Genomic DNA, 16,633 nt, shown 5'->3' on the forward strand with positions numbered 1-16,633 from the left:
CTTCAACCGGCTCAAGCAGTGCCGCAGCGTCGCGACTCGTTACGACAAGACCGCCACGTCCTACCGGGCCACGGTCACCATCGCCGCGCTACTCCAATGGTTATGAACCTTTGAAGACACGGCCTAGTGGCAGGCGCAGCGGTTCGGAATATGCGTAGCAGGATGTGGCCCGACACCTTGACGGCGGGCTGTCACTTCGCCAAATCCTCGATCCGCTCCAGCACATATAGCATCTCGCGATCAATCTCCGAAAGCCGCATGTGTTTTGCTATTGCCGTGAAGGAGGCGGCCTTGTGGCCGCGTGCTTGCAATCCCTGGTTGACGGTGGCCAGCACGCTCTTCGGCGGTGCAATTCTTATCCGATACTCAGGGTCGGGCCAATTCTTGGTGAACTTGTCTTGTGACTCCTTCATAAGGGTTGCCGCACTCTTCTTGCTCTTGTTCTCGGATTGCAGCAGGTGAGCTGTTAGCTGCGTAAAGCATTGCTGCTCTTCGGCTGCCGTTGCTTGTTCGAGTAGGAACGTTACTTCATCGACTGGGCATTTGCTGAGCCTGGAGATGGTCTCAGCGTTGAGGAGGTAGCTTTCTACCTCCTTCCGGCTCCAGGTGTGCACTGTGATCCCTGTTTGTCGGACGCGGTCCTCAATCTCCTGAACTTGTGATTCCGTGCGATAGTCGCGGTCTACGATCAGCAGGCCGGAGACGGCGTTATTGAGGAATTCCTGAGCGATCCAGCCGAAGTACTCCGCGCGTTGCCAATTGGAAAATCCTTCGATTGGTACAACTGCCAGGCGGGTTTCGGCCGTGATGCTAGGCATGCCTGCTGTGGCGGATAGCGAGCGTAGAAGGCGGACGTCTTCTCCTTCTACAAAGAGAACCCCGCGGGCTCGGAGCGCTTTCGCCAACGCTAGGTTGAAGGATGACCCGAGATGGCTACTCATCGCCTCCAGTGACTCACTCTGCGGGTTTCTTATAGCCCGCTTTCTGGTCTTGTCGATCCACAAAATCGAACTTCGGTCGACCTCGGCCAACACCTCCGCTGAATGAGTAGCGAAGAGGAACTGCTGATCCAGTGACGTCAGCACCCGCATCAATCGGCGCTGCAGGTCTGGGTGGAGAAATACTTCGGGCTCATCAAGCAACACCGTCTGCTCGCGTCGGTTCCGGTAAAGGTGTAGCAACAGTTGTAGCCAGATTTGAAAGCCATCTCCCGCCCATACAACCTCTTTTTCCTTCGAGCTTCCCGGCTCTCGGTAAAATAGATCAATTCCTGGTTCGCCCCCGATGGCGTAGGCCACAGTAGGCTCCGACAGTTCAAATCCGCCCATCCAGGGTGCGGCAAACTCGCAGAATTCGCCCCACAGTCCAGTGTTTGCTAGCTGCAGGAGTTGATTGCGGAAGTGTCGGCTCGCTCTGTGGGAATCCAGGTGCTGCCGGACGTATTCGCTATCGAGCACCTCCTCTTCGTGTTCAAGGGTTGACAGGGCCGGAATGCTTGCTATGTCGTGGAATTCAGCACGCACTTGGGCGATGTTGCGCGGATTATTGCCAATGGTGTTTCGCAGATAGAAGTAGGGAGCCTCATCTTCTTCGGATGTTGCGGGCCAAACTACTGTTATGCTCGCCCCGTTTTTCCATCGGAGTGTCAGGCTTGCCTCCTCCGAATCCCGAAACTCATGACGGACGCTCTCGCGCAACACCTTGAAGTTTCGAATTGGGGCGGGGTAGGATTGAATCCAGCTCCCTCGGTGCTGCCTTGCCTCGGATGGCTTAACTCTGTAGGCCTGCCGAACGCACGTTCTCGCGAATCGCAACGCCATCAGGAGTGTGCTCTTGCCGGCGCTGTTCGGTCCTACAAGGACGTTCTCCTTGCGGAATTGAACTCTGTATGCCGTAAATGCCCTGAAGTTGCTAAGCTGAAGTTCCGCGATCATGGGTCTATGGTCCGGCTTTCGTCTGGCAGCTATTGGGGAGCCTCGAACGCTACTCTCATCGTTCCTGTCTGGCTAGATGCCCAAGTGTCTTGCATTCATCAACGTGCGCAGCGTCGGCCGCTGGTCGGTCAGGGGCAATCATTGCCCGGCGACCGCGGGTTACCCTCACCAGGCCCTCGGCGGTCAGGACCGCGACGGCGCGGTGAGCGGTCCCAATCGAAACGCCATGTGCCGTCGCCAGCTCGGCGACCGCCGGAAGTTGGCCACCGGGTTGCAGCCGGCCTGTCGCGATCTGCTCGCGTAGCTTGGCTGCAATCGTCTGGTACGGGCTGCTCGCCACGGTGCGCTGCGTCGCGGCGATCGGGCGCGCCGGCATTCGTGCAGCCAACGTCCCAGCGGCTCGCTGGTCTGATTCCGACGGCCAGGCCGCATAGACCTTGAGCGTCGCTGTCCCACCGCCACCATGACCCAGCCGACCAGCGACGGTCCGCACGTCGACACCCGCGTTGATTAGCTCAGTCGCCGAGTAGTGGCGCAGCGCGTGGATGTAGCTGTCGATGCCGAGCCGGGTAGCGAGTTGGCCATATCGCTGGGTAACGGTGTCGGGCCGGTAACCACGGCTGTTGTCAGGCTCCGGGGAGAAGACGTAATCGGCAGAGTCAGTGTCCGCGCTGAGCTGCGCCAGGCGGTCGAGGTATCGACCGTGTAGCTCGCGTAGCACTCCAATCGTCTCCGGGTCCAGCGCCACTCGCCGTTGCTGGTGCGTCTTAGAGGGCATCTGATCTCGCTTGGTGAGGTTGGTCCGATTAGGTGGTTTCGTTTCGCCAAGTTGGGGTGGATTCTCCGGTGAGGTAGCGGCTCATTGTGTTAGCCATCGCCCAATGGATCATCGCCCGGGTGCGTTGAGGGAGGGTCTCGTAGTCACGGACGAGTCGTCGGTGCTGCATCAGCCAACCGAAGGTCCGTTCCACGACCCACCGCCGGGGCTGGACTTGGAAGCCCTTCCGAGCGGCGCGGGGCACCCGCTCGACGTCGATTCCCAGTTGGGCGCCGTGCGCCTGTACGGCGGTGTTGTAGCCACCGTCGACCCATGCCTTGACCACGGTCGGATGGTCCGCGGACACGCTGGTGAGCAGGTGCCGGCCGGCGGTGGAGTCCTGCACCGACGCGGCGGTGACGATCACAGCGAGGAGCAGTCCGAGGGTGTCGGTGGCGATGTGCCGTTTGCGTCCCTTGATCTTCTTCGCCGCGTCGATGCCTTGGCTGTCCTCACCGACGTTGCTGGAAGTCTTCACGCTTTGCGAGTCCAGAACCACCGCTGACGGGCTCTCGCGGCGGCCGCGAGCGACCCGGACCCGTTCCCGCAGCAGATCGTGGATCCGCTGCGTCGTCCCGTCAGCTTCCCACTTGGCGTAGTAGTCGTAGACCGTCTTCGCTGGCGGGAAGTCGTGCGGCAGGTACTCCCACGCGATCCCCGTCCTGGCCACGTACAGGATCGCGTTGACGATCTCGCGCAGGTCATGCACCGGCCGGCTGATCCCCAGGCCCACCCGCGCCGCCCGCCACGCGGTCAGGACCGGCTCGATCAACGCCCACCGCTCGTCCGATAAATCCGACCGATACCCACGCCGCTGCACGCCCACGCGGCGATCAACGAACCAGCCCCATCACCGCAACGGCCGAACGTGAATCAGCCACTACACGGATCAGATGCCCTCTTAATGATGCGCGCGGCGTCGGCGGGGTTCGGTGGATGCGGGTCAGAGTGCGGCGGCGCAGGTGGCTCGGCCTGGCTGGCGGGGTTGACGGCGATCCAGCGCCACCGGACGGCGCGGCTGGGGCGCCACTGAGGATCCAGTGGATTTGTCGCACAGAGGACGCGCTGAACGGCTTGCAGACGTGCGGCCGGCACTTCGCGGTGCAGGTGTGCTCGCCCTCCAGGCGGTGCTTCACGTACGCCTTGCCGCCGCACCAGTCACGGCAGCGGCGCAGGCTCGCGTAGAACGACTCCAACGTCTCGGCGTCGAGCCGGCCGACCGGCAGCTTGCCGAGCACCGGCCGTACGTGCTTGTTCAGTTTGTTCTCGTAGCCCATGCGGGTGGTCGGCTCGATGCCGGCCACTTCAAGCCAGCGGTCGAGTAGCTGGTTCAAGGTGGCGCGGGTGCGCGAGCTGCGCTTCTCGTCGACCTGGTTTAGGAAGCGGGTCCGTACCTTCTCCGCTTCTCGCTCGGCGTTCCGGCCCGCCGGGACGGTCTCGGTGAGGTAGTGCCGCTTGCCAGTGAGCGGGTCGACGCCCGCGTAGACCCTCACGCGGAGTGATCCGCTGGGGAGCTTCATGATCTCGCCACGTTGCCGCTTGACGTCTGCCACGGGGCCGACAGTAGGCCGATGGCTCCACGAATAGCTCCACGGGAGCCATCTGATCGAGAGAAGTACCTGTGCGCCCGGCAGGATTCGAACCTGCGGCCTTGGGATTAGAAGTCCCCTGCTCTATCCGCTGAGCTACGGGCGCGCGCGTGCGTGTCGCGCGAGAAGGGTACCGCCGCCCACCTGGTGACCGGTGGAACGGGTGGTCGCGTCTCACGTCGCACAAGAGGGTCGCATGCGACTCCGGTGCCGGTCACCCCTGTTCCGGCGTCCGCGCGGCTTGGGACGGTCGGGTCGTACCCTCGGCTGGTGCTGCTTGACCCGGAGACCGAGAACGACGTCGCGTACGAGTTGTGCCAACTCCTCGGCCGCGCGATCCTGCCCATCCGCCGGACCGACGCCGGGGCGGGGGACGGCGACCGGGGCGAGGGCACCGCGTTCCTCTTCGCCGGGCAGGGGCGCGAGTACCTGCTGACCGCTGACGCGCTCACCCGGTCCGGGGCGGGGGAGATCGGGCTGCGGGCGAGCGTGACCGAGCCGGCCGGGGTGGCCGCCGACGCCGTGGCCCTGCCCGACCTCGCCGACGGGTGGCGGCACCACGAGGACGTCGGCGTCGCCGTCCTGCCCACCGGCGGCCTGCACGAGCACGCCGCCGGGGAGGGCTGGCGGTGGCGTACCCAGCAGGTGCCGGATCCGATCGCGGCCGATCGGGACGCGATCGCCCGGATCGGCGTGGAGCCGGGTTCCGCCGTGGTGCTCGCCCACGGCGTCGGCGCGGGCGGCGCCCGGCCGCTGGAGGTGGCGATCGAGCGGGTGGCGCGCGTGGGCGACGCCGTCCGGCTCCTGGCGGAGCTGCCGGCCGGCTACGTGGGGGCGCCGGTGTTCGGCGTGCAGGCCGGCGGCGACGGCGAGGTGGGGCTGCGCTGTCTGGGCCTGGTGCTGCCGGCCCGCGACGGCGGCCACCCGCTGGCCACCTTCGACCGCATCTGGGCGGCCGTCGAGGCGGCGTGAGGCCGGCGGCGGGTGGGCGACCCGTGCTCAGCCGCCCTGCGTCGGGGCACCAGCCGGGTCGGCGTCGTCCGCCGGCAGCCGGCTCGCCGGTGGGCGCTCCCCGGCGCGGACCGTCGGCCCGGCGTCGAAGAACGCGTCGGCCCAGCGTCCGACCTCCTGGAAGACCTTCTCCCGTACGGCGGTGCCGGAGAGCGTGAGGTCGTGCATCCCGCCGTCGAAGCGCGCCAGGGTGACGTGCCGGCCGAGGCGGGGCGCCCAGCGGACCATGTGCTCGACGTCCAGGACGGCGTCGGCGAGGGCCGCCGACTCGTGCCACATCTTGCCCCTGAACGAGCGGGTCGAGCAGGCGAGCAGCACCGGCACCTGGATGTCCAGGCCGGCGCGCAGCTGCCGCTGGGCGGTGCGGACGGCGTTCAGCCAGCCGGCCCGCACGGGGAACCCGGCCAGCGGCTTCCAGGTCAGGTCGTAGTTCCACTCGCCGTGGTGCTCCGCGTGGATGCTCTCGCTGTAGACCGTGCCCAGCCCGAACGGCAGCACCCGGCGCGGCGCCCGGCGGCCCAGCCGGCCGACGGCGGCGGCGAGGGGGCGGCGCACCAGCCACGGGGCGTTGATGTCGAAGAAGGGGCTGTTCAGGAAGAGGCCGTCGATGATCCCGGCGTCGCGGCGGGCGTGCGCCCAGAGCGGCATGATCAGCCCGCCGGTGGAGTGGCCCATCGCGAGCAGCGTGTCGTGCCCGTCGTCCTCGCGGATGATGCGCGCGGCGGCGTCCAGCTCGGGGAAGTAGTCGCTGAGGTCGCGGCAGAAGTTCGGCGTCTGGTGGGGCCGCAGGCTGCGTCCGTACTTGCGCAGGTCGAGGGCGTAGAAGTCCCAGCCCCGCTCGGCGAAGAAGTCACCGAGATGGCCCTGGAAGAAGTAGTCGGTGAAGCCGTGCACGTAGAGCACGGCCCGCCCGGTCGGGCGGTCGGCCCGGCGACGGACCAGGGTGGCGACCACCGGTCCCTCGTCGTCGGTGCCCAGGTCGATCGTCTGCCGCTCGTACGGCGGGCCCAGCACGTCCGGTTCCACGACCGCGACGGTACGCCGGGAAGCTACCGGACGGTAGCCCTGGGTGCCGCCCGGCCCCGCCCGCCCGCACCCGGCGGACGGGGCCTCGGCGTACGCGTCAGACGGTCTCGGCCTCGGCGCGGGCCGGGTCGGTGTCGGGCTCGACCTCGACGACCGGCGGGGGCACGTCGCGCAGGTGCTTGTTGTGCCGCGGCTCCTGCTTGGTCTTCGAGTCGTTGAGCCGCCGCCGCAGGTCGTCCCGGACGTCGTTGAGCGCGGCGTGCAGGTCCTCCTCGGCGGAGGTGGTGACGATCTTCTGGCGACCGGCGATCCAGCACTCCAGGGTGACCTTCTGGCCCCTAGCCTCCCGGTCCTTGACCGACACCTCCAGCTCGGTGGCGTCGGCGTGGAACCCGGCCAGCCGGGAGTCGAGCGTGGCGAACTGCTCCGCGATCCAGTTCCGGTCGCCCTGGGAGAACCCCGCGCCGACCCGCAGGCACTCCGCCACGGTGGCCGGGTTGGCGACGGCGCTCATCGCCGCACCTCGCCGGAGACGATGGCGGCTGCGGTGCTGGTCATCTTCATGATCGCTGACCTCTCGTTCGTCGTGCTGTCGGCGGTGCGGTTGATCGAATCCATACCCCGCCGGGCTCCGTCCGGAACGTGACATGTCGCCCCGCCCGTGGCGGTGCCGGAAGCGTGGCCCCGCCTCCCGATCATCGAGCCGGTCGGTCGGGCTCCCCAGGGTCGCCCGGCCCTAGCACACCGGGACCTTGATCAGGTCTTTGTCCACAGGCGGTCCGGTTGTCCACAGGCCGGGGCGCGGTGCTGGCGGCGCCCGCGCCGAGGGCCCAGGCTCGGCACCGAGTCGACTCGCGATGGCAAGCCCGATCTCCCCCTGGAGGGACGATGTTCGACACCTACGTCACGATCGTGGGCAACGTGCTGACCGCGCCGGAGTGGCGCCGCACCACCCAGAGCAACACCCTGGTGGCCAACTTCAAGGTCGCCTCGACCGCCCGCCGGCTCGACCGCGACAGCGGGCGCTGGGTCGACGGCAACAGCCTGCGCGTGCTGGAACGTAGCATGTCCCACATGACGAACGCCACCCTGCGGGACGCAATCGGGCGCGTCCGCGCGATCATCTATATCCGCCTCTCGTCCCATCGCGGCGACATCGACCCGTCGACCTCACCCGCCCGCCAGGAAGAGATATGCCGGGCGTATTGCCTGGCAAAGGGTTGGGACGTGCATCCATACGTGGTGCGAGATCTCGACGTCAGCGGGTCAGACAAGGGTCTGCGGCTCGACCGCCCGGGGCTGCGCGAGATCCGCGAGCGGTGGCCCGACGTCGATGTGGTGATCTTCGCGAAGCTCGACCGGCTCGCGCGGAACGTGGTCGACTTCCGGGCGTTCGCCGACGAAGCCGCAGAGAACGGCGCGGCCCTCGTCTCAGTCGCCGAATCGCTCGACCTGACGACGACCTCGGGGCGCTTCGTCGCAACCATCCTCGCGGCGTTCGCCGAGATGGAGGCGGCAACGATCGCCGAGCGGACGGCGGCGGGTATCGAGGGGGCTCGCAAGCTCGGCAGGTGGGCCGGCGGTGCCGCCCCGTACGGCTTCCAGGTAGTACCAGCGCCCGACGGGCCGGGCTTCGTCCTTGCGCCCGAGCCGGAAGCCGCTGCCATCGTGCGCGAGGCGGCCGACCGGGTTCTAGACGGCGAGTCGCTGTACAGCATCTCGAAGGACTTCAACGCACGCGGAGTGCCGACGCGGTCCGCGAAGCTCATCGCCGAGGGCCGTACCCGGCGGGAGAAACCCGCGCCGTGGGCGACGCAGACGCTCTCCCAGGTGCTCACCAATCCGGCGACCGTGGGGCGCTCTGTGCATCGCGGCGAGTTGATCCGCGACGAGAGCGGGATGCCGCGCCAACTCTGGGCGCCGATCCTTCCGCTCGACACCTGGCACCAGCTTTGCGCGAACCTCGCGGCTAACGGCGACGGCGCAGAGGGACGTGGGCGGCGAGTCCGTGCCGCCCGTCTGCTCTCCGGCGTCGCGCGGTGCGGCGGGTGCGGGCGGAAGCTATACGCCTCCTCGCGCAAGCATCGAAGCGGGGCGAACGTGCCGACGTACGCCTGTGCGGCGCGACGGAACGGGCAGGGGTGCCAGGGCGTCGCGGTCTCGGCCGAGCCGGTAGAGGAGTACGTAGAGCGTGAATTCCTCGCGATGGTCGGGCGGTTTCCACTGGTCGAGTTGGTGACGGTCGCCGTTGATGACGGGCGGCGGGCGGACGTCGAAGCGGCTATTTCGGCGACGGCGCAGCAGATGACCGAGCGCGGGGCGGATGTGGCGGCACTCGCGGCGCGACTGTCCGCGCTTCACGTCGAGCGCGAGGCGCTTCCCGCGACGGCGCCGACCGAGGTGCGCCGGATTGAGACTGGACAGACCTTCGCCGAAGCGTGGGGAGCGCGGGACGTGGACGGCCGGCGGGTGTTGCTGGAATGGGCGGGAGCCGTCGTCACGGTTAAGCGGGCGTCGGTACCGGGCCGGAAGGTCTTCGAGGAAGGGCGGATCGCACTTGCGCTCGGTGAGTTCGCCGACCCCGAGGCGGCCCGGCTCGCCGAGATCGCGGCCGAGGAGTCCAGCTAGGACAGCCGTTATGCTTGTCACGCGCCCCGCCCCCGCGCGCGAACCGGGAGCGGGGCGCTTCGCATAGGCGTGTAAACGCACGAAAGCCCCCGCCTGGACGTGGTCCGTGGCGGGGGCTTCCTCGTGTCCGTGCGTTCCGCGCCGGTTGCGGGAGACTCAGCGGCTCGCCGAGATCGCGGCCGAGGAGGCGTGGTAGCCCGTCAACGGTCCGTCCAACTTGCACCCCGCCGATAGAGTGCTGTGCGGGGTAGGAACCACCTCTCGCCGTGGCCCCAGGCGGCGGACCGGCAGCTAGCGCCGGACCGGGTTCGTCAATTCCCTGATGGGAGGCGGCGGCCGAGGAGGATCCGAAATGCGCTCTACGCGCAAACCGGCAGTGCGGCGACGGGAAAGGGCAGGGCGAGGTCAGGTTCTTCCGAGAATCAGCGAGGTCGGACGAGTCATTGAGACTGCGCTGAAGATCGCTTATCTGATTCTGCTCATAGCCGGTCACTGGTACTGAGGTTCGGCCGAGGACCCAGGCGGTTCCTCTGCCCGTGACGGGGGCTTCCGTTGTCCGACGGGAGCCCCCGTCACCTAAACACCGAAAGGCCCCGCACCGGAGTCGATCCGGGCGGGGCCTTTGCGTTGGGCTACTTGAAGAGGGCGACGACGGCGGCCAGGGCGGCAACGGCCGCAAGAAGGGTGTTCGACCACGCGAGCCGCAAGGCACGCCGGGCGAGCCGGTCCGACGCTTCGATGGCGCGGCGGCGCTCGCGGCGTTCCAACTCGTCTACGTAGTAGCCGGCGCCGACATGCGTGTCGCGGGCGTGCCGGTCGTGCTCCGCAATCAGAACGTCGTCGGGCGTCGCGCGTAGGTCCTTGATGCTTCTCACCACGCGGCCGAGGCTAGTCGGCTCTGTCCACGTCACGGATCACACGGGTCGACCGCCCATGCCTCGGGCTCCGGGTCGTGGCCGGCGAGACGCATCCGGAGTTCTTCACGCTTCAGCTTCGCGCCGGTCGCCACGTCGTACGCCGAGGCGAACGCCAGCCATGCCGCGCGGGCCCCGCCCCGGCGCAGCTCGTGAGCGCGGGCGTACCGCACGGCCGCGAGCCAGACGGCCTCGACCGTCCAGCCGTCGGCGGGGCGGCCGACGTACTCGCTCGGGGCGAACTCGGGTAGTGGCACGCCGGCCAGCGCGACGGGGACGGCGCTGACGTTGGCGGGGCGCGGCGCGCGGTGTCGCATCTTCGGGTTCGTCATCCGGCAGGGCTCCAACGGGCTCGGGCGGCGCGGCGGCCACGTTCGGACGGGGTTCCGTGGGCGGGCTTGTGCAGTCGGCCGAGGATCTGTGCGGCGGCCGTCCGGGCTAGCCGGGCCTCGATTGCGCCGGGGTGTACGCACGGCTGTCCGGTCGACCCTCGGGCAACCATGCCGGCGGCCAGGGCGACGGCGTCCAGCCGCTCGGCGGCGCTCTCCAACGCACAGGCGTGGAACAGTTCGGCGACCTCGGCGGCGGTCAGGTCGGGGCGTTCGTCGGTGACGGCCTCGAAGGTCTCGCGAGCGCCCGTCGTCCAGCTCTCGGGGAGCGGGGCGGGCTGTTCCGGTGCGGCGGTCATGGGGCGGATCTCCAACGTCGAGAAGCAGGCGGATACGGATAGCTGTGTGTAATCGAAAACTGGGAGCGAGCGTGCATGCACAGGGCGGTGCTATGCCGCTTCGGTCCTGCCGGGCAGGTCGAAGGGGGCACCCCGCCACCCCTCCACGCAGAGTGACAATCACGCAGAGTCACAGCAAGCCAGGATGACGCTCGGGTTCGCGCGTTCGCTGTGCTCGCGGACGGGCACGCCGTGCCTCGGCTGCGGTGGCCGGCGGGCGAGAGCTGCGCCGGGCGTCGACACCGCCGCCGTTGATTCGGGTGGCGCCGGACGGGCGGGGCAGCAGGGCTGATGGACGGGACCAACCGGCGACGGAACCACCGGACGCGGGACAGCCAGTGGCAGGGAGGGGCGGTAGCGCTGACGGGGCCGGGGTCGGCGAGGGGCCCCGGGTTCTCCGAGGCCCCTCCCTGTCTGCGTTACCGGGGCGGGAAACTACGCGGGTGCCGCTCGCGGTAGGCCCGCTGGGTCTCGGGGCTCGCCTTGTCGTACAGGGCCCACCACACCTCACGAGCCTCGGCTACGTCGCCAGGGATCATCACCGCGTCGGGGTGCGGGACGGCGCCGGGATTGCAGCCGCGAAGGGTGCCGATCGCTTCGTGCACCGTGTTCAGCAGTTGCGTCGGCGCGCGGTGCTGACCTTCGGCGGTCCGGTAGTGATGGGTGCGGGACGCGTCCAGCAGGTCGCCGAGGAGGCGGCCCCGCTGATGCTCGCTGACCCGAACGCCCTTGGCTTCCAGCTCGGCGGCGAGCGCCAACGCCCGCCAGTGGGCAGCCTGGTTCAGGATTCCCTCGGCGCGCTGGGCTGCCGTGTAGGCGGCCTGCGTGGCGGCCGTCGCTTCGTCCAGGGCGGGGCCGAAGCGGGCGACTACCTCGGCGGCCCAGCCGGCGGCATAGGTCATCGTCAGGCGGTCCGCCTTCCGGGCGGCATCACTCGCCTCCCGGCGCCGGGCTTCGACCACAGCGGACCGAATCCGGACCTCGGCTTCTTCGTCGGCCTCGCTAGTCGCCGAGGGGATCGCCGGCCGCTTCGCGCCACGGGCGGCAGCCTGGCCGGCGTCTCGAATGGCCTTCTCGCGCGCAGCTCGGGACGCCCGCGCTTCATCGCGGTGCTCATCGACGGCGTCAACGGCGGCCACCCACGCGGCCCGCGCGGCGTCGTACTCGGTCAGCGCAGCGGCCAGGTCGGCAGGGACCTCGACACCGGACGGCGGGGCGATCGGCTCGGCTGGGTCCCGGAAGTCGCCCGGGTCGTGGTAGGTGCCGGTCTGCGGGCGCGGCGGAAGCTGCGCCACGACGTCGGCGGGGTCGAACGCGGGGCCGTCGTAGAAGGCAGCACCCGCGCCAGGGGTAAGCATCGGCTGCGGAAGCCCTGGCGTTCGGGCGGGGCCGGTCGTCGGTTCAGGGGCGGTCACGGGTGTCTCCTCGGGTAGGGCTGCGACCCCCGCAGAGACGGTCTCTACGGGGCGGTCGGGGGCGGTCAGAGGGGCCAGGTGGGGCAAGGACGGTCAGGCGGTCTCGGGGCCTGTCCCGGGGGCATACGGCGTGACGCTCAACCGCCAGCGCCAACCGCCCGCGACCTTTGGGACGTAGTCGGCGTGGACGCCGTAGGTGCCGGTCAGGATCGGGGCGGCCAGATGGAGGGTCGGCGCGATGTCCTCAGCGGCGTACGGAAAGCCTGTTCGCTCGCGCAGCAGGCGCGCGACGCGTGACGTGTTGGCGTGCGTTGTTCCAGCGTTGGAACCGGCCACGTACTGAGCAAGGACGCGGGCGACGGTCCCGGGTTCGGGGCGGCGGGGTGGGGCGGGCATGGCGGACCTCTCGACGGGGCGTGGCGTGGCGGGGCGGTGGGTCGACCCGGGGCCGGGGCCTGCGCGGAAGAGACACACGCGGGCCCCGGCCACGGGGAGCCGCGCCCGTGTGACTCCGGGGCGGCTGACCGCGTCGGCCGACACCGCCCCTGGGCGGCTGACGCGGGGAATGGAGAGAGGCCCGGTGCCTCACGGGCCGGGCCTCTTCCTCAGTACGGGGTGGGGGCTATGCGACCCGGCGGCGGGCGCGGTGGGCGGCGAGGTCCACGACCTGGCCGCGAGTGCCGATGGCGGGTGCCATAGGGCCAACCGCGGTTTTCTCGGCCTGGTGCTCGGCGACCAGCTCGGCGAGGCCGTCGAGGGCGGCCGTACGCCATTCCTCGGTCAGGCGGTCCACGATTAGGGCGGCCAGGTCTCGGCGCTGCGTGCGGTCCATCGGGGCGACCTCCTCGGGGACAACGAACACGGGACCGGCGGCGCGGCGCTTACGCGGGCCTAAAACCTCCTCGGCCAGCTTGTAAAACTGGTTCCGGCCTACTCGGTCGACGCCCAGACGCTCGGCGGCGGCAACGTAGCGCCGGAAGACCTCGGGCGCCGGATGCGCGCCGGGCGCCGTTACCTCGCGCCAGCGGGTGAGCCAGAGGGCCGCCTGTTCGGATGCGTCGCGCGGGACCCGACGGCCCCGGTCGTACTCGCGGCGGCGCTCGGGCGTCCAGCCGGCGGCCGGGCGTTCGGGCTCGCCGTCGCGATAGAGCGTCGCGCCGACATCGGCCAGGTGCGGAAGCTCGGCGGCGACCGTGCGAGCGACGTCGCGGACCCACGGGGACCGCGCACCGAACGCCGCGAGGGCGCGGGAATCACGGACGGCGCGGGTCAAGCCGGGGGACGTTGCGGGCGACGGGTCGGGAAGGTCCGTCACGACCAGGGCGACGCGGGCGGCGAACTCCTCGGACGGCAGGTAGTCGGCCCGGGTCCCGTCGGGCGTGCTGCGGCGGGCGATCGTGCGGCGCTCGACGGTGTCCGTGTCGTACTCGGCGACGGTGACGCGCTGGACGTAGTCGCGCGTGAACAACGGAGCGAGGGCGCGGCCGAGGCCGGCGGCTTCGAGGGTCTGAACCTCGGCCCGGCGTAGGAGGTTGCTGTACGCAGGGTCGGTCAGTTGGGGGCGGGGTGAGTAGTAGGCGGTGGTGACGGCCGCCAGGCGCGCGGCGGCCATGTCTGATGATGAGCTATCGACGGCAGTCACAGCTCTCCTTTCCTTGATCGAATAGGGCGGCGAGGAGTCACGGTGAGGCGCGGGCGCAGTTCATGGGCGACCCTTCAGGGCTGGCTACGTTGCATCGTTGGTCACCGTATGAGTCGGCCAGGCCGCCTGGGGCTGTTCATAGGCCGCGCGGGTTTCCTCGTCCTCTTGGTAGTGGGCCAGGCGGCCTCGGGCTGTTCATGCCCGCGCCGGTCGCGCTCCCGCAAGTGAGTCGGGACGCGGCCGAGGGGCCGCGAGGGGTGGGGGCGGTTGCCCGGGGCCACGTCGAGCGCGCAGTGATGGTTGTTGCAACGGGGCTAGGTTCCGTCACTGCTATATCTAGCTTCTAGTCGTCCTCCTCCTCCTCTAAAGAAGAGATAGGGGAATGACGAAACCTAGCTCTGTTGCAACAACCATCACTCACGTCCCGGCCCGTCTTCGGCGTCGCCGCCTCGGCGCGCATGTAAACGGGTCGCCCCGGGGTGGCCAAGGGGTTAAAGAACGGGCGTCGCCCAGTGAAGGAAGCGCCGATCAAGGTCAGCCGGCGGCGTGCTGCTGTCCAGCTCGGCGAGATGTTCGGCGGCCTCGGCCTTCAGCGTCGCCAGGTAGACCATTAGGGCCGTCCGGTTCTCGCGGTACTCGCCGAGGAGACGCAGCTTCGCCGGAGAGCAGGGCCACGCGATCCCGCACGACTGGCAGCGCCAGGTGGGGCGGGACGGCAGGTGCGGGAGGACGCGGCGGGGGCGGTCCATCAGCCGACCCTCGCGGGCGTGCGGGGGAGCGGCCGGCGGACGGCTCTCGCGGGGGCGGGCGGGGCGTCGAGCCAGCGGACCCCTTCGCGCCGGACGAAAAGCTCGCGCTTCGCGACGGCGCCGCCCTTCCCGTCGAGCTGATAGCCCTCGAACCACGTCCACCCGTCGTACGTGTAGCGCTCCGGGATCTCGCGGATCACGCGCACGCGAAGCGGGGTCACGAACTGCGGCGACGCCTCGCGGGTCAGCCACACGACGTCACCGGCCTTCAGCCGGCGCAGGGGCGCGGGAGCGGTCACCAGCGGCCCCCGTTCGCGCGGTAGACCCCGGCGCGGGTCAGGCGCCCAGCGCGGCCGATGGTGTCGACCTCGCGGGTCGGGGCGTTCCAGCGCGGGGCGCGGGCGGTCGCGCGGGCCGGGGCAGGTGCGAATCGGTCTGGGCAGGGAGCCGACAGGCCACACGAGCAACGGCGCCAGAGCGACCGCCAGGTCCGGCGGTGACGTGGGGCGAGCGGCACGGGTTTGTGTGTACGGCGCGTGGGCATACCGTCACGTTGGCTGACCGTTGACAGGTAGTCAACCCCCTCGGTGACAAGTTGCCTACCCCTGTCGCCGGAAGGTCCGCCTGTGCGAGTTATGGCGCTTTCAGAGGTTGCCCACCACCTGGGCGTCTCGCGCCAGCGCGCCGCGATCCTGGTTGACCGGCCCGACTTCCCCGCACCCATCGACACGCTGACCGTGGGCCGCATCTGGGATGCCGCCGAGGTCCGGGCGTACGCGCAGCGGCGTGGACAGCGGCTCGCGGACGAAGAGTCCGGCTGAGGCGAAAAAGCCGACGGACGCACCGCCAGAGACGATCGCGGAGCCCTTGCACGCTGGCGGGGCGCCATGTGATGTCGGGCACAGACTGGCGCCGACTAGGGCTCTCCGTTCAGCCGTATTCATTCCCATTCAGTCCGGAGCCTGCTCCGACAGCGTCAGGTGACGCGTCGGGTGCACCGACCAACTTGACCTCCGACCCGCGACGGTCTGGAATGGATACACCACTGGAAACAGCGTAAGTCGCCTACAGGTTGGGTTCGACTACCGAGCCGGTATCGAAGGCGGCAAGTGCTGCTCGTGCGAAGGAGGCCGTCGCCTGTCCCGTCGTGGTCGTCAGCGCCGAAAGGTGCAGGAGGGGCCGAAGGGAGGTGATCAAGTCGAGCAGAAGGAGGAAGCGACAGAGCAGAAGGATGGTCCTGAGCCCGCCCTTTGTGCTGAGCAAATGGCAGCGCGGAGGAATGGGCGCAGCGATCTTACTGCAAGTGACGTACTGGGCGCTGAAGGTCGTCAGCATTATCAGGGACTTCATGCGGGGTGGACCCGCCTGACCCAACCGGGTTGACGAGCCCACGCCAGCAACCGCAAGCCGTCGCCTTGAGTTTTCGCAGGACCTAGGCGACTGGCCCTTATTCCGGTGTAGCGCGTTGTAGTGCTTAGCGCGCTACACCCCGAGTGTAGGTCCTACCCGCAGGAATGAGTCAACGCAGTGGCGGAGATTTTCGCCCTGCGGTGTAGGCATCGCAGGCCGAGGGGCGCTGTCGACTGCCCCGGCGCGCGAGAGCGCCCGTCCCCACGCCGGGGGCGGGCGCTTCGCTTTGCCTGGCGCGACGCACAGCGTTTGCGCGTCCGAGTGCGCAGATGGCGCACCGAAAACGGCTGAGCGCGCTCATCGGCCGGACGGGTAGTCGGGCTGGCAGGTTGTAGCAGGTTGTAGCACCGACTGGCACCTACTGGCACGACCTATTCACGCTAAGCGCATTCTCGCTAACCTTGCGTGAACTACAGCGTTAGTTGGCCGCCGGACAGAAGCTGACAGCGGCACTACCGTCTCAGGGCGTGACGACCGAAGAGCAGACCAGTACCACGCCGCGCGACCGGCACGGCCTGATCCTCGAATACCTGCGGACCGTCCCGGGCGTCCTCGGCGGCCTGGCCGGCATCCTCGGCGCGGTGACCGCGCTTCTCGCGTTGCTAGTCCGATGACGGCAGGTTGTCCAGAAAGGACGCCCACGCCGCGAAGCCGTCATCGTTGGGCCGTAGCAACTCGTACCCGGCCGGCACAGGGCCGTCGGCGGTGAGGGTCATCCGCCGGACCAGGATCGCGCCATCGGGCATCCGGCGCGGGATCGGACCGGGCGGC

16 protein-coding genes, 1 tRNA gene and 3 pseudogenes are annotated in these 16,633 nt (G+C 69.1%); 5 read left to right on the plus strand and 15 right to left on the minus strand.

Going from position 1 to position 16,633, the window contains the following annotated elements:
* Positions 1 to 191 precede the first annotated feature (191 nt).
* The 5 genes and pseudogenes from RM555_RS26855 to RM555_RS26875 form a co-directional block, all read right to left on the minus strand.
* Positions 192 to 1,934, minus strand: a complete 1,743-nt coding sequence (locus RM555_RS26855; protein ID WP_311414349.1) for an ATP-dependent nuclease — start codon at positions 1,932 to 1,934, stop codon at positions 192 to 194.
* Between the two features lie 55 nt (positions 1,935 to 1,989).
* Positions 1,990 to 2,706: pseudogene (locus tag RM555_RS26860) on the minus strand (GntR family transcriptional regulator); the annotation flags it as partial.
* A 34-nt stretch (positions 2,707 to 2,740) separates the two neighbouring features.
* Positions 2,741 to 3,571 (minus strand): IS5 family transposase, encoded by an 831-nt coding sequence (locus RM555_RS26865; protein ID WP_311414391.1) that lies wholly within the window; start codon positions 3,569 to 3,571, stop codon positions 2,741 to 2,743.
* Positions 3,572 to 3,645: 74 nt separating this feature from the next.
* Positions 3,646 to 4,271, minus strand: a pseudogene (locus tag RM555_RS26870) (tyrosine-type recombinase/integrase); the annotation flags it as partial.
* A gap of 102 nt (positions 4,272 to 4,373) precedes the next feature.
* Positions 4,374 to 4,446, minus strand: a tRNA-Arg gene (locus tag RM555_RS26875).
* A gap of 164 nt (positions 4,447 to 4,610) precedes the next feature.
* On the opposite strand from RM555_RS26875, the gene RM555_RS26880 reads away from it, so the two are divergent.
* The gene (locus tag RM555_RS26880; protein ID WP_311414351.1) at positions 4,611 to 5,312 is read left to right on the plus strand and encodes a hypothetical protein; all 702 of its coding nucleotides are present in this window, start codon (positions 4,611 to 4,613) and stop codon (positions 5,310 to 5,312) included.
* A gap of 27 nt (positions 5,313 to 5,339) precedes the next feature.
* Here the strand turns inward: RM555_RS26880 and RM555_RS26885 are convergent, their stop codons facing one another.
* Positions 5,340 to 6,377 carry an alpha/beta hydrolase gene (locus RM555_RS26885; RefSeq protein WP_311414352.1) on the minus strand — a complete coding sequence of 346 codons (1,038 nt, stop codon included), beginning with the start codon at positions 6,375 to 6,377 and terminating at the stop codon, positions 5,340 to 5,342.
* Positions 6,378 to 6,474: 97 nt separating this feature from the next.
* A complete protein-coding gene (locus RM555_RS26890) occupies positions 6,475 to 6,891 on the minus strand; it encodes an HPF/RaiA family ribosome-associated protein (RefSeq protein WP_311414353.1) in 417 nt (138 codons plus the stop codon).
* A 374-nt stretch (positions 6,892 to 7,265) separates the two neighbouring features.
* On the opposite strand from RM555_RS26890, the pseudogene RM555_RS26895 reads away from it, so the two are divergent.
* Positions 7,266 to 7,430: pseudogene (locus RM555_RS26895) on the plus strand (single-stranded DNA-binding protein); the annotation flags it as partial.
* A gap of 21 nt (positions 7,431 to 7,451) precedes the next feature.
* A complete protein-coding gene (locus tag RM555_RS26900) occupies positions 7,452 to 9,005 on the plus strand; it encodes a recombinase family protein (protein WP_311414392.1) in 1,554 nt (517 codons plus the stop codon).
* A gap of 632 nt (positions 9,006 to 9,637) precedes the next feature.
* On the opposite strand, the gene RM555_RS26905 is transcribed toward RM555_RS26900, so the two are convergent.
* The 8 genes from RM555_RS26905 to RM555_RS26940 form a co-directional block, all read right to left on the minus strand.
* Entirely contained in the window at positions 9,638 to 9,883 is a 246-nt protein-coding gene (locus tag RM555_RS26905) for a hypothetical protein (protein ID WP_311414354.1), read from the minus strand.
* 29 nt (positions 9,884 to 9,912) lie between these two features.
* Positions 9,913 to 10,251 carry a hypothetical protein gene (locus tag RM555_RS26910; RefSeq protein ID WP_311414355.1) on the minus strand — a complete coding sequence of 113 codons (339 nt, stop codon included), beginning with the start codon at positions 10,249 to 10,251 and terminating at the stop codon, positions 9,913 to 9,915.
* Positions 10,248 to 10,607: a hypothetical protein gene (locus RM555_RS26915; protein ID WP_311414356.1), complete on the minus strand. Its 360-nt coding sequence runs from the start codon at positions 10,605 to 10,607 to the stop codon at positions 10,248 to 10,250. Before RM555_RS26915 ends, RM555_RS26910 begins: the two co-directional genes overlap by 4 nt.
* Before the next feature lie 458 nt (positions 10,608 to 11,065).
* Positions 11,066 to 12,061 (minus strand): hypothetical protein, encoded by a 996-nt coding sequence (locus tag RM555_RS26920; protein ID WP_311414357.1) that lies wholly within the window; start codon positions 12,059 to 12,061, stop codon positions 11,066 to 11,068.
* Between the two features lie 93 nt (positions 12,062 to 12,154).
* Positions 12,155 to 12,397: a hypothetical protein gene (locus tag RM555_RS26925; protein ID WP_311414358.1), complete on the minus strand. Its 243-nt coding sequence runs from the start codon at positions 12,395 to 12,397 to the stop codon at positions 12,155 to 12,157.
* A 286-nt stretch (positions 12,398 to 12,683) separates the two neighbouring features.
* Complete coding sequence (locus RM555_RS26930) at positions 12,684 to 13,673, minus strand: hypothetical protein (protein ID WP_311414359.1); 990 nt, start codon at positions 13,671 to 13,673, stop codon at positions 12,684 to 12,686.
* A 521-nt stretch (positions 13,674 to 14,194) separates the two neighbouring features.
* Complete coding sequence (locus RM555_RS26935) at positions 14,195 to 14,452, minus strand: flavin reductase (RefSeq protein WP_311414360.1); 258 nt, start codon at positions 14,450 to 14,452, stop codon at positions 14,195 to 14,197.
* Positions 14,452 to 14,751, minus strand: a complete 300-nt coding sequence (locus tag RM555_RS26940; protein WP_311414361.1) for a hypothetical protein — start codon at positions 14,749 to 14,751, stop codon at positions 14,452 to 14,454. Before RM555_RS26940 ends, RM555_RS26935 begins: the two co-directional genes overlap by 1 nt.
* Positions 14,752 to 15,087: 336 nt before the next feature.
* Between RM555_RS26940 and RM555_RS26945 the strand changes: the two genes are divergently transcribed.
* Both RM555_RS26945 and RM555_RS26950 read left to right on the plus strand, forming a co-directional pair.
* On the plus strand, positions 15,088 to 15,273 hold the full coding sequence (locus RM555_RS26945) for a helix-turn-helix transcriptional regulator (protein ID WP_311414362.1): 186 nt from the start codon (positions 15,088 to 15,090) through the stop codon (positions 15,271 to 15,273).
* Positions 15,274 to 16,329: 1,056 nt separating this feature from the next.
* Positions 16,330 to 16,476 (plus strand): hypothetical protein, encoded by a 147-nt coding sequence (locus tag RM555_RS26950; RefSeq protein WP_311414363.1) that lies wholly within the window; start codon positions 16,330 to 16,332, stop codon positions 16,474 to 16,476.
* Positions 16,477 to 16,633 lie beyond the last annotated feature (157 nt).

This window comes from Micromonospora reichwaldensis, assembly GCF_031845925.1.
Lineage (GTDB): Bacteria > Actinomycetota > Actinomycetes > Mycobacteriales > Micromonosporaceae > Micromonospora > Micromonospora reichwaldensis.